We start from the raw sequence: 20146 nt of genomic DNA, 5'->3' as shown, positions 1-20146 counted from the left end.
TATCCAACACGACGCTCACGCAAAACACATATTCGCCTGCACGCCGGAACAAACCGTCGTACGACGGTTTGTTCCGGCGTGCAGGCGAATATGTGTTTTGCGTGAGCGTCGTGTTGGATATGAAGGGCCGCGTTACGTTGCTAAGGCCGAGAGTCCAGCGCGGCCCTCGACACGCCCACACGCCCCAGGGAGGCCCGCCGTGTCTGACATTTCCGTCCTGCTGGTGGAAGACGAACGCGATTTGCTGGAACTACTGCGCTACAACCTCGACCGGGAGGGGTACAGCGTGGAGACAGCCGAAACCGGCGAAGAAGCGCTAAAAAAACTCCGCGATCGGGTGCCGGACTTGATCTTGCTGGACCTGATGCTGCCGGCGATGGACGGGCTTGAGGTTTGCCGGACGCTTCGTAGTCGAGAGGCGACCGAGAACGTGCCGGTGATCATGCTCACGGCCAAAGGTGAGGAATCCGACATCGTCCGTGGCCTGGAGATGGGGGCCGACGACTACGTGACCAAGCCGTTTTCGCCGCGGGTTTTGCTAGCGCGGATCACGGCGGTGTTGCGTCGTGCGGAATCGCTAGAAGAAGGCCCGCCGCGCCGCGTTCATGAGGCCGGTCGGGTCAAGATCGACCTAGACCGACACGAGGCGAGCGCAGACGGGCAAACGGTCGATTTGACTGCTACCGAGTTCAAGCTTCTGACGCTGTTGGTCAGCAAACCCGGTCGTGTGTTCACTCGGCAACAGATCATCGAGTCGATCCACGAGGGGTTCGCGGCGGTGACGGATCGCAGCGTGGATGTGCAGGTGGTTGCGCTGCGTCGCAAGCTGGGGCCGGTGGGCAAGAGCATCGAAACCATCCGGGGCGTGGGGTACCGATTCCGCGAGTCGTCGCGAGGGTAAGCTGCAAGACAAGATCCGGGGCTTTTGGCGTTCGAGCTACGAAGTCGGGTTGCACGATGAAATGGTTCTTGGGCATCCTGCTGATTCTCGCCCTGGTGGTGGTCGGCATCCTGACCGTGGCCCACCGAAGACAGGTGCGCGTGCTGCGAACGCTGCGGCGGAGCGACCAAGAATTGACCGGCCAACTGCGGCAGCGTCTCGCCTCCGAAACCGCGCGGCGTAACGAATTGGAGGCGCTGCTGGGTTCGATGACCGAAGGCGTCCTCGCCGTAGACTTGAACGGTCGTCTGATCAACCTCAATCGTGCGGGAGCGGATCTGCTTCGGGTCTCGCGCGACCGGGTCATCGGCCAAGAGCTGGCGCACGTCGTACGCAATTCGCACATCACCGAGTTGCTACGGGTCACGCTCGACGAGCAGGCTCCACAGCAGGACGAATTCGAGCTGTCGCTGGCCGGCGATACCCTTGAACACCCGCGGGCCATCGAAGCGCAGACCGCCACGCTCCTCGGTGCCGAGGAGCAGACCATCGGCGCGTTGGTGGTGCTGCACGACGTGACTCAGTTGCGTCGTCTGGAGGCCGTCCGCAGTGAGTTCGTCGCGAACGTTTCCCACGAAGTGAAGACGCCGGTCGCCGCGATCAAGGCCGCCGTCGAGACGTTGCTAGATGATGCGGACGGGCGGATGCCGCCAACCGACCGCGAGAACTTCCAGCGCATGATCGCCCGCCAGGCCGACCGGCTGGGCGCGATCGTCGAAGACCTGCTTGCCCTCGCACGGATCGAGCAGGAGCCCGAGCACGCGACGCACCAAATGGCCGCCGACTGGGTCGCGCCGGTGCTGAGCGCCGCGATTGAGACATGCTCACCGAAAGCACAAGAGAAATCGATCGCGGTACACCTGCGCTGCCCGGCCAATCTGCTCGCGTTCATGCAGCCCAACCTGGTCGAGCAGGCCGTCGTCAACCTGATCGACAACGCAGTGAAATACAGCGAGCCCGGCACCGCCGTCGAAATCTCGGCCGATACGAAGGACGGTTATGCCGTGATCGCCGTTTCGGACCAAGGCCGCGGCATCGAGAGCCAGCACCTCGCACGGGTGTTCGAGCGGTTCTACCGGACCGACCGGTCACGCAGCCGGGCGATGGGCGGGACCGGGCTGGGGCTGTCTATCGTGAAGCACATCGCCGCCGCGCACGGCGGCCGTGTCGGGGTCGAAAGCCAGCCCGGTGAGGGCTCGACCTTCCGCCTGTATCTTCGGGGGGTTACGGGCGACGTGGCGCCGCCCACCGAAGCGCCCGCGATGCCACCGGCCGCCTGAGTATGTTGTCTCTTTCCTCCGGGCCATCCGCCGCCCTCTTCGGAGCTGCACGTGTCCATCTTCCTCGAACGCCAGATCGACCGTCTCAAAAAACAGGTGCTCGCACTGGGCATGCTATGCGAAGAGAGCGTGCGCGACGCCGTGACCGCGGTGCTCAAGCGGGACGTCGACCTCGCCGAACGTGTCATCGAACGAGACAAACAGATCGATCTCGCCGAGGTGGACCTGGAAGAAGAATGCCTCCACACCCTCGCGTTGAATCAGCCGGTCGCGTTCGATCTGCGTTACGTGGTCGCGGTGCTCAAAATCAATAATGACCTGGAGCGGATCGGCGATCATTCCAAAAACATCGCCGAACAGGCCATCGCTCTCGCGGAGGAAGCCGAGCTCGATCAGATGCCGTACGACCTCCGGACCATGAGCCAGCACGTAAACGAGATGCTGCGCGACGCGTTGGACGCGTTGGTCACGCTCGACACCGATAAGGCCCGCGGCGTCCGGAAGCAGGACGACCAGGTGGACCGCATCAACGCGAACATGTACGACGCCGTGATCGCCGCGATGCGCCGCGACCCGCACCGGATGGAGCAGCTCGTCCACTTCATGAGCATCTCCAAGCAGCTCGAACGCATCGCGGACCACGCCTGCAACATCGCCAAGGACGTGCTTTACATGGCCGAGGGCGAGATCCTTCGGCACATGCGGCTGCGTGGAGCCAAGGCACCAGAAGCTTCTTCCTAAAACGGATGCTTGGCGTCCAACAACGTCGCGTCTTCCCGCAGCACGTCCCGAACGGCTTCGACCAGCGGAGCCCGGGCCGCCGTAGCGGCTTCGAGCGAATCGGGCTTCTTGATCAAAGGGCCGATTGCCCGAACCACCCGCCGACGAACATCCGGAGACCAGTCGAGCGTGGCGTTGGGCTCGAGCACGAGCGTGTCGCGACGCGCGTGGGTCCGCTGCGCGATGTGCCGGTGGTGGAGGCGGGCCCGCCCCAACCACACGAAAGCGAAATTCGGGTTTCGCATCGGCCCGACTCGGGCGAGGTTCCCACCCATCGGCAACCCGAGGACCTTGGTTTCCGGGAGCTTGCCGCCGCCCCACCAGGCTCCCGCGGCCCCCAGCAACGCGCCGCCCGCGGTGAACACGCCGAAGCTCAGGCCCTGCGCCGCAAGGTCCAGGACCACCCCGCCGCCCGCGGCGCTGAGCGCTCCGGCGGCCAGCAGTTGTTTTCGCGATAACCCCAATTGGTTCCACGTCGATTCGGCGAAGAGTTCGCCGAGCAAAGCGTGCATCGCCTCGGGAGACTCGTCCTCGCGTTGCAAGCGCAGGAACCCATAGGCCTCTTCGACGCGGTCGCGGGTATCGTGTTCCAGCTTTTCTAAGCCTTGCCGATACTTGACCTCGAGCGCTTCGCGGATCGACGAAGCGTCTTCATTCGACCCGAGCCGCCGATCTTCACGGAGCCTCAACGCCGTGACCAGCGACGCGGCGATGAGTTCCGCCGCCTCGCCCTCGCGCAGCCGTCGATCGGCCCGCAAGGCGTCGATCCCGGCCCGCACGGTGGGCTGCCAGGCTTCGTCGAGTTGGCCGAATGCTTCGAGCAACTCGACGCGTTTCACCCACGGGGCATCCACCGCGTTGAAAACCCGCACGGTGCCGAAGAACTGACCCAAAGCCGTCCGCCATTGGTCGACGTGGTCCGCCGAACCGATCGGGTTCACCAGCGCCATCCTCGGCCGGCCGGTCCAACGCAGGATCTCCATCTCGGGCTCATACTCCGGGCCGTACGGCGTCGAGCCGTCCACGACGTACAGGACGCCCGTCGTCGCGGCCGAATCGACCAGAGGACGCAGGAGCGCCACCTCGTCGGGGAAACGCTCGGCGTGCTCCGGGGTTTCGACGAAGCGGCGGACCAACGCCGGGTGTTCCGCCGCGTCGGTCTCGTGCTCGCGTAACCAAGCCAACACCGCCCGGGCGCGTTGGAAACCCGGCGTGTCGACCAGGCTGTACAAGAGCCGCCCGTCGATACGCAGCTCGAACGCGTCGGCCCGCGTGGTCGTACCCGGTTCAGGCGCGATGCGGACCGCGTCGTCCTGGGCGAGCGTCGCGACGATGCTCGACTTGCCTTTGTTGGGGTGCCCAACCACGACGAAACGAGGGGGCTCTGGCGAGGAATTTTGTGCGTTCGGGTCGCTCACCGCTCGGCCTCCACTTCGGAGACGTAGACCCGCAACCACGGATCGCTCAACCGACCTAAAGCACGCTGCCAGACCTCGGCCTTGTCGCGGTCCGATCGGCCGCGCACCATCGCGACGACCTCCACCGGTCGTCCGTCTCCCAAACCTCGGCGGAGTTCGGCTAACCAGTCCGTGAATTCCGCCAGCGGCGGCTCCCAAGCCTTGACCGCGATACGGACCACGCTGGCGGCCGGGTCTTCGGCCACGGCATCGAGCGCCCGCCGATCGTCTTCCAGCGACACCTCGCCGCCGATGGCCAGCACGTCTCCCCGCGACACGTCCTCGGGCAGCGGCGCGTCCGCCCAACACAGCCAGCGCGCCGCCTCGGGTTTCGAGGAGACGTCCAACGCCACCACGGGTCGAGCAGGAACGGCCGATGGGATCGTCGCTGCCGCGGCCGTAGCGGGGTCCGACGATTCGACGAACGGCGTGGTCATCCTTGCGTCGATCTCCGATACGGCCGGGTGCAACGCGAACGACTTGGTGACGCCACGCGAACCACGCCACCCCGCCACCGCCGTCAGCAACAACCGAGGCATGAGCCCGTACACCAGCACCAAGGCGAGCAACGGCCGCCACCACGCCTTGAAACGCTCCGGGTCGGCCGCGTACCGATCCGCGAACGGCGTCGCCCGTTCAGCAACCGTGGCTTCCAATATGGCCGCGTCCGGCGCGAGGCTCGGCGCAAACCAGAACGCCGCCGCGAAGCCGTCGGCCAACCGGTCGCTCTCGAGCGGAAGCGTGCTCGCCCAGCCGAACGCCAAATCGCTGGTCGCGAGCAGCACCACGAAGGTCAGGGTGCCCGCCGCCACGAACGCCAGGCCGACGCACTGCCCGACCCACCACGCGTGGACCACCAGCGCCCGGCGAAGCACCTTGGCGTGGGTGCGCACCACCGCCTCGGCCGTGGTGCCCGCCGCCGCCCACGTCCGCTTCGCGAGCTTGCCCCAGATCCACGCCCAAAGCGTCGCGCCGGGCGTCCAGCCCGGCCGGGGCCAACCGATCAGCATGCCCAACCCGGAAACCAGCGCGGTCACCAACGGCAGCAAGACGAACACCAGCAGCACCCACAGCACGTTGATCGGCCGGCTGCCGTCGTAACGAAACAGCACCCCCGCCGCGGCCACACCCAACAGCGCGGCCAGCACCACCGCCGACCAGAACGACCACGCGGTCGCCGACGCCAGCCGGGCACGCAGGGTGCCGCGTTCGTCCTCGCCCAACCAACGTTCCACACGCTGCGTCGCCGTCGCGACCTTCGGGTTCCAGGGGCCGGTGGATGGCTGCCTCTGCCAAGCCAGGAAGCGGTCACGATCACGCCGATGGAGGCTCCGTCGGGTGGCCGCGGCGTCCCGTTGCCCGATGACGCTCAACGCAAGCAAATCCGCGAGTTGGGGCCGGCGCGAGAACATTTCGGCATCTTCGGGAAGCCCGGAGCCCGAAGCAAACCCAAACCACTGGCCAAACGGCGATTGATCCGTAGAATTGTTCTAGGAGAATTTTCATGCACCTAAAATTGATGCCCCACCGGCTCGCCGAAATCGTCGCCATCGGCGTCCTGGCCCTGGCCGCTTCCGCCCAGGCCAGCCTCACCCTCAACGGCGATTTCGACCACGGATCTCTCCAGAGCTACACGGTTTCCGGCACGACCACGCCGCGCGTGAACTTGGTCGGCCGAGACAACTTCTACGGCGGCAATCAGTGGCGTTGGATGAACTTCAAAGCCACCGGTGCCCTGGGGATCACGCCACAATTCGTCGTGGATCAGCCGTTCGCCGGCGGCCTCAACCGTCTCGAAAGCCACCCGATGGTCTACTCGTATGACGGCGAAAACTGGGAATTCTTCGACAAAAGCGGTCTGAACCGCGTCCGTGGCGGGGCCAATGAGGTCTTCAGCTTCTCGAACAATACGCCCTTCACCCAAGACGAAGTCCAGGTCGCCTACGCATTCCCGTATAGCTACGGCGACTCCGTGGCCCACACCCTTGAAGTTCTCGACAGCCCCTGGGCCCAGCCAACCGCCAGCGCGGTTCCCGGCCGAGCCGGCGTGAACGGCGTCATCGGGCAATCCCCCGGCGGCACCGACGATCTGGGCCGAACCATCGATCCACAGAACATCTATGCCTACCGCATTACCAATCCTCAGACCGACTCGGCCACAGAGCCCAAACGAAAAGTCGTGATCACCACCGGCATGCACGCCGGTGAAGTCCTCGGCACGCACACCTTCGCGGGCCTGGTTGATTGGCTGATCTCCGACGACCCGCGGGCGGCGAACCTGCGCGACGTCGCCGAGTTCTTCGCGTATCCCACGATGAACCCCGACGGACGCTTGGCGGGCAACAGCCGCGCAACCGTGCAGAACCCCGATCGCGATCCCAACGGCTTCTGGAACCCGAGCCTCTGGGGCCCTCACCAGGACATCGCCGTCAATGGCCAGGCCATGATTGACGACGTCGCCTCGACGCCCGGCACGGTCGATGCCTTCATCGACTTCCACTCCACCATCCCGTTCGACGCCGACGACTTCGGGTTCATCGAGTTCGAGCAGGGCGACAACCAGGCCGACTGGTGGGTGCGTCTACGCGAGTTGCAGCCCAACGTTCAGGAGATCGACTCGACGAGTACCACCTGGACCAGCGCGAACTTCGCCGAAGCCTTCCTCACCGCTCAGGTCGACGTCACGTTCGAAACCATGTTCGGCTTCGAGCGAGACCTCGACTACTACCGACAACTCGGCGAAAACTTCGGTGTCGCGTTCTACGAAAACTGGGCCGAGCCGATCCCCGAGCCCGCGTTTCTGCTGGGGCTGGCGGGGATCGGCTCGGCCGTGCTTCTACGTCGGCGGGTGGCTTGAAGCCGAAGTGTTACTGCGTGTTCAGCGACCAATCGTAATGCAGCCAGTCGATGCTGGGTGAATCGCCGGCGCTCAAGCCGTCCACGTATGGCGCCACGTTGGCCACGATCGCGGGGTGGCCTTCGCCGAAGTCGCTGCCGTACCAGTTGTAGAGCGGCGTCACCTTGAGCAGGTTCGAACCCGCGTTGAATTGCAGCCACTTCGGCGAGGTATGCACGATCCGAGATTGGTCGGAGAGCTGTGCGTCGAGCCCATCACCGGTGTACGCCTCGGGTCGTAGCGGCGGGCAGCTGATCGCCGCACACACCACCGCCCAGTGGATACGCGGCTCGTCGAACTGCTTCCGGATGATCTGGTGCTCGAGACCGTCGAGGCTCACGATTTGGCCGGCAAGGTTCCAGCGGGCGTGCTTCCAGCGCTTGTCCTCGGGGATCTCCATGATCGACGAGATGCCCGGGTAGTCCGCGATCAGCCGCAGCGTGAAGGCGTTATAGGCGTTGATCAGCGTGGCCAGTCGCTCCGCGTCGGGCATCGCTTGCAGATCGGCCGTCGCGAGGAAGGCGACATATGCGTCGAGCCGATCGGGTGCCGACCGCAACGCGTCGTAATCCACGAGGCCCGCGGGCGTCACGTGTTCGCGGAGCAAGGCGTCGTAATCGGCGAGCACCGAAGCATGATCGGCCGAAAGCGGGATCGCAGCGGCGGTCGCGTCGGATTGAAGCGTGATCTTGCCCGCTTCGGGTGTACGGGTCGACTCGGACGTACTCGCGATCGGAGGCGCGGCACCCGGGGCGGTTTCGGCTTCGTAATCCGCTAAGGCGAGCGGCAGAATCAAGGCCGTCGCGCCGCCCGCTACCAGCAATCCCCAAGCGATCCGATTTCGGTTTCCACGCGCGTTCATCGATTTGCTCCATTTTGTATGAGAAGACTAAACCACGTTTTCGGAACGGACGCGGCTGGCGTTTTGTTCCCAAGGCCCTGAAGCGTAGGGCGAATGACCCCGGCAAAAAATTTATTGAGCGAAGCAAGATTGTTTCCACGTCACGTCCGGCCAGGGCTAGAATCCGAAACGTGGCGATCGACCGGCCCCGATCCGGCGAAGCCGCGACCAACCCTTTCATCCTTTCCCCCCCACTCGTTCCGGAAGCGCACGTTCCATGAACACCTATCACGACACCGTCCAATCTGTATACGCCGAGGCCGCCGCCGCCCCGGCGGACAATCTCTGCTGCGTTCCGATGGCTCCGCGGTTCCTGCCGGGTTTGCACATCCCCAAGGTGATGCACGAGATGAACTACGGCTGCGGCAGCACCGTGCATCTCCAGGACATGGTCCCCGACCAGACCTGCCTGTACGTAGGTGTCGGCGGTGGCCTCGAAGCACTCGAGCTGGCCTACTTCTCCCGCAAGCCCGGCGGCGTCATCGCGGTCGACCCCGTGGCGGAGATGCGGGAAGCGGCGACCCAGAACCTCGAACTCGCCGCCGAAACCAACGAATGGTTCGACCCCTCGTTCGTCAAGATCGTCGACGGCGATGCGTTGCACCTTCCCGTCAACGATGATTCCATCGACTTCGCCGCCCAGAACTGCCTGTTCAATATCTTCAAAACCGGCGGCGACCTCGAACGCGCGCTCTCCGAGATGTACCGGGTGCTCAAGCCGTTCGGCCGGCTGGTCATGTCCGACCCGATCACCCCCCGGCCGATGCCCGAGCACTTGATCGACAACGAAATTCTCCGGGCTCAATGCCTCTCGGGCTGCCTCAGCTTCGAAGACTATCTCAAGACCATCACCGACGCGGGCTTCGGCTCGGGCGAGGTCCGTATGCGTCGCCCATACCGCAGCCTCGACGCCGCCAGCTACGACCTGGACGAAGACCTGCTGCTCGAAACCATCGAGGTGGCCGCGTTCAAAAGCCCGATGCCCGACGACGGCCCTTGCATCTTCACCGGCAAGTACGCCTTGTACACCGGCCCCGAAGGGAGCTTCGACGACGGCAAGGGACACGTCCTGCCCAAAAACATGCCGCTGGCCGTTTGCGACAAGACGGGGGCCGCGCTCGCCGCGCTCGGTCGTGACGACATCTACGTTACGGAGAGCACGTTCCACTACCAGGGCGGCGGGTGCTGCTGAGCCGCCGCCCCCAGCAGAAGACCTCACCGCTCGCCCGAGTTGTTCTCACATGACCACCTTCACCTTGCCTATCGCCGAGGCCGACGCTTTTCACCGGCGGGTCGGCCCCGAGCTGCGCGCAGCCGACGCGATCCGTTCGCTGCAGATCAACATCGGTTTACGCTGCAACCTCGCCTGCGGGCACTGCCACGTCGACTCCTCGCCGGCCCGCCGCGGCGAGAAAGACAACATGCCCGACGACGTCGCGGACAAGATCATCGATTGGGTCTTGAGGCACGACGGCGTCCGCACCATCGACATCACCGGCGGCTCCCCCGAGATGAGCCCGCACTTCCAACGGATGGTCCGAGCCTTCACCGGCGACGGCCGGACCGTCATGGATCGCTGCAACCCCACCATTATCACTCACGTCGACCGCGACGGCACGGCCTACGACTGGATCCCCGCGTTCCTCGCCGACCACCGCGTCGAGGTGACGTGCTCCTTGCCGTGCTACCTGCAGGACAACGTCGACGCCCAACGCGGGGACGGTAGCTACGACGCCTCCATCGAAGGCCTCCGACGACTGAACGCCGTCGGTTACGGCGAGGACCCAAACCTGACGCTTAATCTCGTTTACAACCCCGTCGGCCCGTCGCTGCCCCCGCCGCAGGCGTCGCTCGAAGACGACTACCGGCGTGAGCTCGACGCACGCTTCGGGCTCAAATTCACGTCGCTATTCACGATCACCAACATGCCCATCGCCCGCTGGCGTCGCGACCTGGAACGCCAGGGCCAACTCGAGCCCTATCTCCAGAAACTCGTCGACGCCTACAACCCCGAGACGATCCCGGACCTCATGTGCCGCCACCAGATCCACGCGGACCATCACGGCCGGCTCTCAGACTGCGACTTCAACTTTGCCGTCCAGCTCCCCGCCGAGCTACCACACGAAGAAGACGCCGCTCCACGGCTCTGGGACTTCACGCCGGAAGAACTCGCCCAGCGACGCATCGCCACCGCCGACCACTGCTACGGCTGCACCGCGGGAGCCGGCTCGTCTTGCGGCGGGGCGCTCGCCTGAGCGTCAGACGGCATCGACGCCGTTGATCCGCCCGAACGCCGCCAGCAGCTTCAGGTTCTGCAGCGTCAGGTGCCCGGACCACTCACGCTCGGCGGTAGACCATACATCCTCGTACCGCCCCCACCGCCACATCGGGCGCCACGAACCGTCTGCCCGCTGCTGTTCGATCACGAAATCCAGATTCGCCTCGAGAGAATCGCCGAACGCCCCGGCCATCGCGGTTCCCGGACGGCGAGCAAACCAAACCGGCTGCGCCGAATACTCCGACCACTGGGTGGGATCAAGACGCGCGGTCTTCGTCGCGATGGCGACCAGTTGGCGTTCTACCGTTGCCGGCAGTTGCCCGCGAAACCATTCCGAAAAACGCAACGCACACAACAGCTCGTGCGCTTCCATCGTTTCAGCTTCTTCGATCCAACGGATCGACTCGTCCGCCCGTGCGTTCAGAAAAACCTTGTCTACCAATGCGCCGTAGAAACTCAGGCAGCCGATCGCCTCGATGTTGGGATTGCCCCAGCCCTCAGCGTTCGGCGCGTACACGATCGGCGGAACGTCTTCCCACCACCGAGCCCGCGGATGCTCGGCGACTGCCGGTGCCGTCGGCCGCCACGACCGCGCCCCTTCGTCGTAAGTGCGCAACAGGTAAGCCACGCCCCGCCGCACGACCTCGTGGGTGGGTTGCACGTCGGCATCGATCAGGAACTGAAACGCCACCGTCGTTGCGGTCGCGGTCGAGTCGGGTAGCCGGAAGTCGGGCTCGATCGCGTGCCCGAACCCGCCATCTTCGTTCTGGTACTCCGCGAGCGCGTCGGCAACGACGCCGGGCTCACCCCCGCCAAAGAAAACATCGAACGCTTCGCGATCGATCCGCCGCGCATGGCCCCGGATATAGCCCGACGCACGTTCGAACGCCGAATGGTCAAGCTGTCGCATCGCATAACGATACCGCTCGCTCACGACAACCATCAAGCAATCACGGAAGCCAGGGGCGCCGGACAACCTTCCGCGTCACGCTCGAGACGCCCACGCTCAACCGGGTCCAGCCGGTCGAGTATGCCGAGATGTTCGTAAGTCTCAAGGATCGAACGAGCCTCGATCCCGCGGTACGCGACGTTCACGTCAACGATGGCCTTGCCCAGCACGCGCTCCAGGTCGGCCTGCGCGTAGGCGCGTCGATCTTTCGCGGTCGACGCCGTCCCGTATTGATTGAGATTCGACGCAAAAATACCCGCCGCGCTGAAGGGCAGGAAGTCCTCGTAGCGCAAGCCGTCCACCGCCACCAGCCCCGCGTTTCGGAGCTCACGCAAATCGGTGCCGTGGACGTCCGTGGCCTTCCCCGCCGCGGTCGCCCGGTACCGGCCGTAGACCAGGCCGGCGTCAAGTAAAGCTTGCAGCGCTTTCGGGAACTCGGCAAACGCCTCGGCCTGCATCGCGAGGTACGCGGGGTGGTCCCGTTTGGCGAGCCCTGGGTCTTCCGCACGCTTCACCTCGAACGCCTGGAGACACGCGTCGTACTTGGCCCGCCCGTCCGGCGTCGTGGCGTAGAACCGCTGCTCGATTTCGCCGAAACGCGCGGTGTGCACCGCCCCCGTCGTCACGCCGTCCTGGCCGATGAAGGCCACGTCTTCCGTGAGCGCTTTGTACGCGTCCTGCCGCAACAGCACCGGCGTCGCTACGTCCGGCCCCTCCGTGAAATCCTTGAACCCGTTGTGCGTGTACCCGGTCAAATCAAACTCGGCATCCGACAGCCGCACGACCAACGCGTCCAGCACGTTCGCCACCGCGGGCGCATCAAGCGGCGCGGCGTCTAAGGCCGCCAGGTCTTCGCGATCCATGTGCTTAAAATGCAAAATCAAATAGTCGTGCCCTGTGTCGTCCACAAGCCGCGACAACGCCGCCGTGGCCCGTGCTCGGAACTCGTCTTCGGCCATCTCGCCCATCAAAAACTTCATGGCCGACGTGTAGACGTCCATACAAAACGTGTTCGGCGTCAGATGGTTCAGGTGATGCGAATCGAAGCAGGCGATGTCCGCGGCGATTTTAAAACCGCCCTCGCAGAGGTCGGCGTACAGCGCATGACCCCGAGCTTTGCCTTGCCACTTGAAGATGCGCGTCGTCGCCTGTTCGATCAACAACGCGGCGTCGGCTTCCTCTAGCCCGCCCTGCGCCTCGGACTTTTCGATCAACGCCCGCGCCTGGTCGCCAAACACGTCGCGGCCCGCCAGCGCCGCCTCGATGCGTTCTTTTGTCGCGTCGTCGAAGTAGTCGCTCACCAACAGCGACGTGAACACGCGGTGCTCGGGATTGATGACCGAGCGAAACGCCGTGGCGATCACCGGCTGGCTCTTGCCGCCCAACGCAGTCATGTCGTAGAAACCGTGCGGCTCCATCGCGAAGCACGCGAAGAACCTGCCGATCCATCGGTACTCGTCCGGCCGGCCGATGCGGATCGCGCCATGACGCTCGCCGCTGGTCGCCTCGAGGTCGGCGTCGCTCAACGACAACCCCGGATACTTCTTCGCGAGCAAATCGCACACCGCCCGGTTACACGCGAGGTTGACCGCCAGCGCTTTGTCGTACAGCGGCACCTCCGCTCCGAACATCGCCGACAACTCGGCGAACAAGCGGTGTTGTAAGGCGATCCGATCGGTCAAGACAGTCGACATGCCAGGCTCCTCTTCGGCGGTCCGCCGGAACACCCGCGGGAAACAATTCTTTCAGAATTTTACACCGCCCCCCGCCGACGCGTTAATCCAACGCATAACGCCGTTTCCAGCCATCGGGGATCGGCAAACGCAGGCCGTAGAGGTAGCGGATCAGCTGTCCTTGGTGCGCCGCCTCATGCTCGAGAAGGCTGACCACCAGGTCCTGACGCGTCGCGTCGAACTCCGCCAGCCCGGACACCGCTTCACGCGCCGCTTCCTCCGACCGCGTCAGTGCCTCCCGCACCCGCTCCGGATGCCCAGGCTCGGCCAATGAACACGAAAAGCCGGACCAACGGCCCGCCGCGATCGATTTCACGTAACTCTCACGCGCCCCGACGACGCACCAGAGCTGGGCGCCGATCGTGTTGGACGGCAGCCCCGGCAGCTTGCTGCCCAAAGCGTCCCGATCGCACCTCTCAGGCAATTCGCGATAGAGCCCGACCGAACGATCCAATCGCTCGACCATGCGATCCGCAAGCGACATGGCTTCTCCTTTTCGCTTCGACGAGTGTGGAATCAAAATCTAGCCGCCCACGACCCACACCACCAAGATCACGACCACCAACCCGGCGGCCGCCCAGCCCAACCACTTCACCGGCTGCGGCTCCTCCATCGGCTCGTCGTCCAAGGCCGGCAGGTCCAGCCCGTCGTAGATCGTGTCCTCCGACCAGCCCGTCTGCTCGTCCGACCCGCAAGCCGGACAGGCCGCCGCGTTCGCAGGCACCTCTTCGCCGCAATGGGGACAGTCGAAGGCCCGGTTGCTTGGTTGAGGCATCTCCGCAGCCTACCGGCGGCCGGGGGGGCGACGCCAAGCCTCATGGCGCACGGTGTTCACGCCATGGCCTCCCAATCACCGGCCAGCATGGCTTCCCGGCTAGCCAGCACCAATCCGGCTCGCCAACCGTCGCTGCGCTCGGGCAGTGGGAGTTGGGCCACGCCGATCAAGCGGCGCATCACCTCCATCGCGGCGAACCGACCGACCCACGCGCGATCCAGGTCCGGATGCGATCCGTACAAGCCGAGAAACTCGCGCGCCGCGTCCGCTCGGCAGGCCAAGATCAGGTGCGCTACCGCGACGCCCACGTCGAACGAACGCGGCCCCTCGAACGCGAACTCCGGATCGATCACCCGGGTCTGCCCGCTCGCGTCCAGCCAACTGCCGGGAAAGAAATCTCCGTGCAGGAGTACGGCCGAAGGTTCCCTCGATCCGTCTCGGGCATACTCCGCCGCCGTCTCGACCAGCCGCGTGCGGTAATCGACATCTTGACGTAATTCGGCCGCGGCCTTCTTGAGCCCGGGCTCGATCGCTTCCAGATCCAAACCGTTGCCTTCCGCCATCGGCACTTCGCAGAAGTGCTCACGGTTCAAGGCGCGCATCGCGGCGTTGACCATCGGCTCCCCCCAACCGGCGACGCCTTCCTCACGTCGCAGCGGCGAAGCTTTGAGCGCCTGAGCCGCCGTGTCCGCCCGCCCCACAGAAGCGTCGTGCAGACCACGCAGATAGCCCGCCAAGTCGGCGATCGCCCGCCCCGGCAACCGGCCCCGAGCGTAGACGGTCGATAGATCCGCCGCGTTACCCAAGTCTTCCAGCAGCAGGGTGTAGCTCGCCGCGTCCCCGCCCAGGAGTTTGGGCATCATCCGCGCTGCCGCACAGCCCCCCGGCCCGAGCTTGGGCAGCAGTTCGTAAAAACGCCGCTCAACCGAGATGCGATCCACCGGGGCTTCGATCGATGGATACTTCGCCACCCACGGTCTCGATTGCTTCAAGATCACTCGGCGTCTCTGGCCCGCCGCATCCTCCAACGTGACCCGTAGCGTCACGTTCATGTTGCCCTCGCCGGCCGAGCGAACCCGTGACACCGACTCCTCGCGCTGACACCAGCCGTGACGCCGCAGCAAAGCCTCGATCTCGGTGAGCGAATCGCTCGTCAACCAACAGACGCCGTCTTGTAACGCACTCAAAATGGAAACTCCCGAGTCGCCGCAAGGTTCCAGGCCATCCAGACGATGGAGCAAGTCCGCATCGATACAACTCATCCTTTGCATGTCCTGAATCTCAAAACCGGGCCAAGCCCCAAACTCAATTAATACTCGCCCGGCCGAAGCAATGAAAATCGCGGCGACCCGAAATGCCGTTGATCGATCGCCCGCTCGCCCAGGCGGGCCATGTATTCCGTAACGTTCCGATACTTCTGGGGCGCGGCATGCCCGTCGAGATACGCGTACTGCGAGAGGTAGTCGCCGCTCTCGCCCAGGTACACGTACGCCGTCGCGGTGCCGTGGTAGCGGCCGTCACGATCCAAAAAAACCACGGCTTCCGAAGCCGACCGCACCTGATCGACGGGCAGATCAGCCGTATTCCGCGTGGACCAGACCTCGAGGAATTGCGGCGGACCGGCGGGCTGATCGATCCAGTGAAAGGTTTGCATGAAAAAGTAGTGCGGTACGAACACGTCGTCGGTCGCCGTCCCGTCGAACGGGTTGTCTCCGCTGATCGTAAAATCGTTGCCCTCGCCGGTTGCAAAATCGACCCCCGACGGGCACCGCCACACACCTAACGGGTCGCCGTCGTAATACGGCTCCAGCGCCGCGCCGATGCTCGGAACAACCCGGGGGGTCACGAACGACCCGAACGGCGGCAGCGGCGTGCCGACCGGAAAGCCGCCGATGCCCCGCGGCGAAAAGTTCGGCGTCGTCGGCTCGTTGTCGAACGTCGCCAGCGGCGTCCGTCCATCGAAATCCACAACGTATGCCGTCGTCGCCACGCCGAGTTGCCGTAGGTTGCTGAGGCAAACGGACGCTTGCGCTGTGCGTCGCGCTCCGCCCAAAGCCGGCAACAGAATACCCACCAACAGCGCGATAATCGAAATCACCACCAGCAGCTCAATCAGCGTAAACGCCCCGCTCGAGCGCGTTACCCAGATGTCTGCGCGTACCGGTTGCTTCGGACCTTGTGGCATACCGAACTCCCGTGCGATGGAGTTGCTTACAAACTTTTCCGCGATCAGCATAGGGCGTAGGACCGGCTTTAGGCACGGCCTTGACGCATTTTCGGGGGATGCCCCACCTTCCCCGCTCCGCCCTTCGAGGCGGTCACGTTACCCCGATTACAAGCTAGGCCCAAAATCTTCTGCTTCTAGTTCGATCCGCCGGATGCAGAAATTCCCCTTCGCGACGTCCGCCACCGCGGTACGGATCGCCGTTTCCAGGTCGGGCGCCTCCCGATCGAAATCCAACGCCACCTCGCCGCAGCCCGACCGACAGGTCGCGTCGTCCGCCCCGGCGACCACGACCGCGTCGGCCAACTCCTCCGTCGCTTCGACGCAGTCGTGCAGCACAATCGTGAATCCGTAAGTCGGCATCGTGTCACCCTCTGTCTTGTGGTTCAGGTGAATGCTCGCACGCATCGAGCGCCTTCGTGATCCGTCGCGCGTGGTGCTGCTGCGACTTGGGCGAACCCAGCACCATGATCCGATGCCCATCGCGATCCCGCTTCGGACACAACAGCGTCCCGTACAGATGCGCTCGCCCCCCGGCTTTGATGAACCGCCACCCCTTCCGCTCGCCGTACTCGATGGCCTGCCGTATGTGCGGGTTGGGGTGCGCCATCGCGGCGACATCGTATCTCACCCGCCATGATCAAAAAAATGACCAACCGACGTCTTGGAGGGGGCTTTAACCTCGTGAACCCTAAACCTCTCGTTCAGAAGAGCTTGGCTTATCGCCTTTACATATGTAACGGCGGATCGACACGACTTCGAAGATGTAACAGCCAAAAAACGTACCGCCAATGGTCGGCAGCGACCGCCATGCCTAGGGTTGATCAAGCCGTTAAATACTTACCTTGAAACCGCGCGAGGCACATATGTCACCCCTCCCCGCCGCCGTAACCTTCGCCGTAGTTTTTTTGTGCGTCTTGACCCTGAATTGGTTTGCCGCACTCAGCCCCGCGAGTGCAGATCAACCCGAAGCCTCTGCGCCATCGATCACCGATCCGTCCCGCGTCCGATACGACCGCGAAGCCGTCGACGGCGTCGACATCTTCTTTCGCGAAGCCGGGCAACCTCGGCCCGGTCAACCCACCGTCGTGCTGCTGCACGGCTTCCCGACCTCGTCGCACATGTATCGCGAAGTCCTCGCCGCGTTGGGCGACGAGTTCCACTTGATCGCCCCCGATTATCCAGGCTTCGGCAACTCCGGCTTCCCCCCCGCCGACCAGTACACCTACACGTTCGACAACCTCGCCAAGACGATGGACAAGTTCCTCGAGCAGCGCGGCCTCGATGACTACGTCTTGATGATCCAAGACTACGGCGCTCCGATCGGCTACCGCATCGCCACCGCTCACCCCGACCGTGTCGCCGGCCTGATCGTGATGAACGGCAACGCCTACGAAGAAGGCATCGGGGAGCCCGGCTGGGGACCCGTCCTCAAGTATTGGGACACCCGTACCCCGGAACTCGAACAGACGATCATCGACAACGTCTTTAGCCTCGAAGGACTCGAGTGGCAGTACACCCACGGCACCCGTAACCCCGAAGCGATTCTGCCCGACAACTGGGTACTCGACCACTACAACCTCTCCCGCCCCGGCCAACACCCCATCCAACTCGGCCTGTTTTACGACTACCAGAACAACCTCAAGCTCTACCCGACTTGGCAGCAATACCTCCGGGATTATCAGCCACCGATGCTGCTCGTCTGGGGAAGGAACGACGCCTTCTTTCCTGAGCCCGGTGCCCAAGCGTATAAGCGCGACGTCAAGAACATCGACTTCCACCTGCTCGACACCGGCCACTTTGCGCTCGAAGAAGACGCCCCGTTCATCATCGCAAGGATGCGTGAATTCTTAACCGGCGGCCTGGAATAAACCGCCCTAGCTCGAACCCTGACCCCAAAGCACAAGAACTGCTCGAAGGCGTCAAGAAAACGCTTGCAGGCACAGCCCCAATCTCTTCACCAGGATGGCTCACTCCTCGGTACCCCTGGGCGTTTACTTCGCCGAAACTGTCACGGTCGCCAGCCAAGCCTGGAGTTCATCCGCTTCGCCGGCCTTCGGCCGAATGCCTCCGACGACGACATTAACGACGCAGCCCAGAATCGTTTGCGCTTGACCACCATCGACCCATACGTCTTCTCGAAAAGTTTGCGATGAGATTAAGTTTTGCTCAGCCATCCATTCTTGCGTTCGCCGTATTCTTAGCCGTTGGCCTGCCCCCAGGTGCCGCATCGGCTGGTGACGCCGCTCCAGAACCCATCAATACTGGCAAGACCGGCTTGGCCATCGGCTGTTACGACCCCGTCGCCTACTTCACCGAGCGCGAGCCCATGGAGGGCGACTTCACCGTCAGCTCCACCCATCACGGTGCGCAGTATTGGTTCGTCAGCGAAGAGCACAAGGCCATGTTCGACGCCAACCCCGACCACTACGCCCCGCAATACGGAGGCTACTGCGCCTTCGGTGCAGCCATCGCCAAAAAGTTCAACGGCGACCCGCTGGTTTGGGCGGTCATCGATGACAAGCTATACCTCAACATCAACGAATACGTTGCCGAGAAGCTTAACGACGACCAGGCCGGATTCATCGAAAAGGCCGACGCGAAATGGCCCGAAATCAAAAACGTCCCCGCCGACGAAATCGAGTAGCCCCGCTCTCCCGTGCCAAGCCCGGCCTCTCCCCGAGGCCCGGCTTGTTCGACCGTGGCGATGACTTCGTCGCCGCGCTCTGAAGCCCAAACCCCGAAGCCAGCATGCCCGATTCAAACCCCGCCGAACCTCAACCATTGCCACCGGTAACCCCAACGGCAAGCAATCCGACCACAAACGAGCCCGAGTCATGGACCGACCTGTGCGGCCCGGTCCCGCACTGGGCAGAAGCCCTCGACGGAAGGAAAACGATCAATGGAAAGCGGACGCCTAGCGGCGCAACTCAAGACGACGATTGACGCGACCCAGCCAAACACGTGTCCGTAAAACGCGAACGCTTCGGACGTCTCGAACATTGATAGCCCCACCTAACAGAGCCTCACATCCACGCAAGGATGCTCATCCGCTCTGCGCCCCACATCGCGCTCAATTGTTTCAACGAGCTTGACCGGCGAAGAATCCAACACTAATGTTGGTATCGATAATTCAAATATTTGAATTTTTTCTTTCACGCCTCATTTCTACGACAGCTTCCCGAACACTTCCCGTCAAGCACGGAACATTTTGGCCCCTCGCCGGCTCCTGTCTCCCTGTTTGGGCTTCGCCTCACTGCTCGCTTTCTCGCTTGCGTCTGCTTCACAATTCCGTCCGCTTGCCAATTCACCTGCGTCCTGCGTCCCTTCATTTCTGTTCTTTTGGAGCCCCATCTCATGCTTCGATCTTTCTCTTGCGTAGCCGCGTGCTTGCTCCTGTCGTCCTGGGCCACCGCATCGTTGACCGCCGAAACACTCGACGACTACTACCCCTTCGGCATGAACCGCGATGGCTTCGTTGACAACTCTTCCGGACAGGCCCACTCCATTTGGAAAGTCCGGAAGGTCGGCGGTAGCAACACCGAGTACAACGTGATCTGGGGCCAAGATAAAGAGCGCTTCAAGGTCCGCACCTACAACGGCACCCAATACATCTTCGTCAACTCTTTCGGCGACAACCAAGGAAACTGGTGGGGGGTCCGCGCCGAAACCGTCCAGATCAGATACGGCAACGGCCCATGGCAAACCATCGTCAGCGGCGACATCTACGGCAAGCCCGTCGGCCTCTACAACATCCCCGAGCAGCAATACACGATCCGCGTCTGGGGGTACATCAAGAAGAGCAACGGCACGCGCGGCCGCGATTTTTACTGGGAACACAAATGGTTCCCGCCCGCCTACACCACCAATCACCAATGGGAAGGCTCCGGCACCAGCACCCGCCTGGCCGTTAAAAAACGACAGTGCTGGTGG

At 63.7% G+C, this 20146-nt stretch carries 20 protein-coding genes; 9 read left to right on the top strand and 11 right to left on the bottom strand.

All coding sequences use genetic code 11. The features are described 5' to 3' along the window. Window positions 1-199 precede the first annotated feature (199 nt). From AAGD32_15335 to phoU, 3 genes are all read left to right on the top strand, one after another. Window positions 200-901 (top strand): response regulator transcription factor, encoded by a 702-nt coding sequence (locus AAGD32_15335; GenBank protein MEM8875618.1) that lies wholly within the window; start codon window positions 200-202, stop codon window positions 899-901. Window positions 902-969: 68 nt separating this feature from the next. Next, on the top strand, window positions 970-2220 hold the full coding sequence (locus tag AAGD32_15330; protein ID MEM8875617.1) for an ATP-binding protein: 1251 nt from the start codon (window positions 970-972) through the stop codon (window positions 2218-2220). 51 nt (window positions 2221-2271) lie between these two features. After that, the gene (gene phoU, locus AAGD32_15325) at window positions 2272-2961 is read left to right on the top strand and encodes a phosphate signaling complex protein PhoU (GenBank protein MEM8875616.1); all 690 of its coding nucleotides are present in this window, start codon (window positions 2272-2274) and stop codon (window positions 2959-2961) included. Here the strand turns inward: phoU and AAGD32_15320 are convergent. Both AAGD32_15320 and AAGD32_15315 read right to left on the bottom strand, forming a co-directional pair. Then, window positions 2958-4418: a GTPase/DUF3482 domain-containing protein gene (locus tag AAGD32_15320; protein MEM8875615.1), complete on the bottom strand. Its 1461-nt coding sequence runs from the start codon at window positions 4416-4418 to the stop codon at window positions 2958-2960. The two genes, phoU and AAGD32_15320, sit on opposite strands and share 4 nt — an antisense overlap. Further along, window positions 4415-5869 carry a DUF2868 domain-containing protein gene (locus AAGD32_15315; GenBank protein MEM8875614.1) on the bottom strand — a complete coding sequence of 485 codons (1455 nt, stop codon included), beginning with the start codon at window positions 5867-5869 and terminating at the stop codon, window positions 4415-4417. Before AAGD32_15315 ends, AAGD32_15320 begins: the two co-directional genes overlap by 4 nt. A gap of 92 nt (window positions 5870-5961) precedes the next feature. Here AAGD32_15315 and AAGD32_15310 point away from each other — a divergent pair, with 92 nt between their 5' ends. Next, window positions 5962-7314 carry a M14 family zinc carboxypeptidase gene (locus tag AAGD32_15310; GenBank protein MEM8875613.1) on the top strand — a complete coding sequence of 451 codons (1353 nt, stop codon included), beginning with the start codon at window positions 5962-5964 and terminating at the stop codon, window positions 7312-7314. Window positions 7315-7324: 10 nt separating this feature from the next. On the opposite strand, the gene AAGD32_15305 is transcribed toward AAGD32_15310, so the two are convergent. Then, complete coding sequence (locus AAGD32_15305) at window positions 7325-8149, bottom strand: DUF547 domain-containing protein (GenBank protein ID MEM8875612.1); 825 nt, start codon at window positions 8147-8149, stop codon at window positions 7325-7327. Window positions 8150-8471: 322 nt separating this feature from the next. On the opposite strand from AAGD32_15305, the gene arsM reads away from it, so the two are divergent. Then, on the top strand, window positions 8472-9446 hold the full coding sequence (gene arsM, locus AAGD32_15300; GenBank protein MEM8875611.1) for an arsenosugar biosynthesis arsenite methyltransferase ArsM: 975 nt from the start codon (window positions 8472-8474) through the stop codon (window positions 9444-9446). 49 nt (window positions 9447-9495) lie between these two features. Continuing rightward, a complete protein-coding gene (gene arsS / locus AAGD32_15295) occupies window positions 9496-10509 on the top strand; it encodes an arsenosugar biosynthesis radical SAM (seleno)protein ArsS (GenBank protein ID MEM8875610.1) in 1014 nt (337 codons plus the stop codon). A 3-nt stretch (window positions 10510-10512) separates the two neighbouring features. On the opposite strand, the gene AAGD32_15290 is transcribed toward arsS, so the two are convergent. The 8 genes from AAGD32_15290 to AAGD32_15255 form a co-directional block, all read right to left on the bottom strand. Further along, on the bottom strand, window positions 10513-11442 hold the full coding sequence (locus AAGD32_15290; GenBank protein ID MEM8875609.1) for a hypothetical protein: 930 nt from the start codon (window positions 11440-11442) through the stop codon (window positions 10513-10515). Window positions 11443-11474: 32 nt separating this feature from the next. Next, window positions 11475-13175, bottom strand: coding sequence for a DUF1338 family protein (locus tag AAGD32_15285; GenBank protein MEM8875608.1), 1701 nt, complete (start codon window positions 13173-13175; stop codon window positions 11475-11477). An 82-nt stretch (window positions 13176-13257) separates the two neighbouring features. Beyond that, window positions 13258-13698 carry a hypothetical protein gene (locus tag AAGD32_15280; protein ID MEM8875607.1) on the bottom strand — a complete coding sequence of 147 codons (441 nt, stop codon included), beginning with the start codon at window positions 13696-13698 and terminating at the stop codon, window positions 13258-13260. A 39-nt stretch (window positions 13699-13737) separates the two neighbouring features. Then, window positions 13738-13989: a zinc-ribbon domain-containing protein gene (locus AAGD32_15275; protein MEM8875606.1), complete on the bottom strand. Its 252-nt coding sequence runs from the start codon at window positions 13987-13989 to the stop codon at window positions 13738-13740. A gap of 56 nt (window positions 13990-14045) precedes the next feature. Continuing rightward, entirely contained in the window at window positions 14046-15176 is a 1131-nt protein-coding gene (locus AAGD32_15270) for a phosphotransferase (protein MEM8875605.1), read from the bottom strand. 122 nt (window positions 15177-15298) lie between these two features. Then, a complete protein-coding gene (locus AAGD32_15265; GenBank protein ID MEM8875604.1) occupies window positions 15299-16174 on the bottom strand; it encodes a type II secretion system protein in 876 nt (291 codons plus the stop codon). Window positions 16175-16321: 147 nt separating this feature from the next. Continuing rightward, the gene (locus tag AAGD32_15260) at window positions 16322-16576 is read right to left on the bottom strand and encodes a hypothetical protein (GenBank protein MEM8875603.1); all 255 of its coding nucleotides are present in this window, start codon (window positions 16574-16576) and stop codon (window positions 16322-16324) included. A gap of 4 nt (window positions 16577-16580) precedes the next feature. Next, complete coding sequence (locus AAGD32_15255) at window positions 16581-16823, bottom strand: hypothetical protein (protein ID MEM8875602.1); 243 nt, start codon at window positions 16821-16823, stop codon at window positions 16581-16583. Between the two features lie 376 nt (window positions 16824-17199). Between AAGD32_15255 and AAGD32_15250 the strand changes: the two genes are divergently transcribed. From AAGD32_15250 to AAGD32_15240, 3 genes are all read left to right on the top strand, one after another. Next, the gene (locus AAGD32_15250) at window positions 17200-18084 is read left to right on the top strand and encodes an alpha/beta hydrolase (GenBank protein ID MEM8875601.1); all 885 of its coding nucleotides are present in this window, start codon (window positions 17200-17202) and stop codon (window positions 18082-18084) included. A 407-nt stretch (window positions 18085-18491) separates the two neighbouring features. Beyond that, window positions 18492-18860 (top strand): YHS domain-containing (seleno)protein, encoded by a 369-nt coding sequence (locus AAGD32_15245; protein ID MEM8875600.1) that lies wholly within the window; start codon window positions 18492-18494, stop codon window positions 18858-18860. Between the two features lie 743 nt (window positions 18861-19603). Continuing rightward, the coding region (locus AAGD32_15240; protein MEM8875599.1) for a hypothetical protein at window positions 19604-20146 on the top strand (543 nt) is incomplete at its 3' end.

This window comes from Planctomycetota bacterium (assembly GCA_039182125.1).
In the GTDB taxonomy this organism is placed as follows: domain Bacteria; phylum Planctomycetota; class Phycisphaerae; order Tepidisphaerales; family Tepidisphaeraceae; genus JBCDCH01.
The sequence above is the reverse complement of the archived record's forward strand: the minus strand, read 5'-3'. Positions and strand labels throughout refer to the sequence as shown.

What these genes read in the sequence shown, in the direction of transcription:
- AAGD32_15265 (MEM8875604.1), bottom strand. Translation starts at nt 16,174, where the DNA reads ATGCCACAAGGTCCGAAGCAACCGGTACGCGCAGACATCTGGGTAACG.
- AAGD32_15285 (MEM8875608.1), bottom strand. Translation starts at nt 13,175, where the DNA reads ATGTCGACTGTCTTGACCGATCGGATCGCCTTACAACACCGCTTGTTC.
- AAGD32_15280 (MEM8875607.1), bottom strand. Translation starts at nt 13,698, where the DNA reads ATGTCGCTTGCGGATCGCATGGTCGAGCGATTGGATCGTTCGGTCGGG.
- AAGD32_15315 (MEM8875614.1), bottom strand. Translation starts at nt 5,869, where the DNA reads ATGTTCTCGCGCCGGCCCCAACTCGCGGATTTGCTTGCGTTGAGCGTC.
- AAGD32_15275 (MEM8875606.1), bottom strand. Translation starts at nt 13,989, where the DNA reads ATGCCTCAACCAAGCAACCGGGCCTTCGACTGTCCCCATTGCGGCGAA.
- AAGD32_15260 (MEM8875603.1), bottom strand. Translation starts at nt 16,576, where the DNA reads ATGCCGACTTACGGATTCACGATTGTGCTGCACGACTGCGTCGAAGCG.
- AAGD32_15255 (MEM8875602.1), bottom strand. Translation starts at nt 16,823, where the DNA reads ATGGCGCACCCCAACCCGCACATACGGCAGGCCATCGAGTACGGCGAG.
- arsS (MEM8875610.1), top strand. Translation starts at nt 9,496, where the DNA reads ATGACCACCTTCACCTTGCCTATCGCCGAGGCCGACGCTTTTCACCGG.
- AAGD32_15290 (MEM8875609.1), bottom strand. Translation starts at nt 11,442, where the DNA reads ATGCGACAGCTTGACCATTCGGCGTTCGAACGTGCGTCGGGCTATATC.
- arsM (MEM8875611.1), top strand. Translation starts at nt 8,472, where the DNA reads ATGAACACCTATCACGACACCGTCCAATCTGTATACGCCGAGGCCGCC.
- AAGD32_15310 (MEM8875613.1), top strand. Translation starts at nt 5,962, where the DNA reads ATGCACCTAAAATTGATGCCCCACCGGCTCGCCGAAATCGTCGCCATC.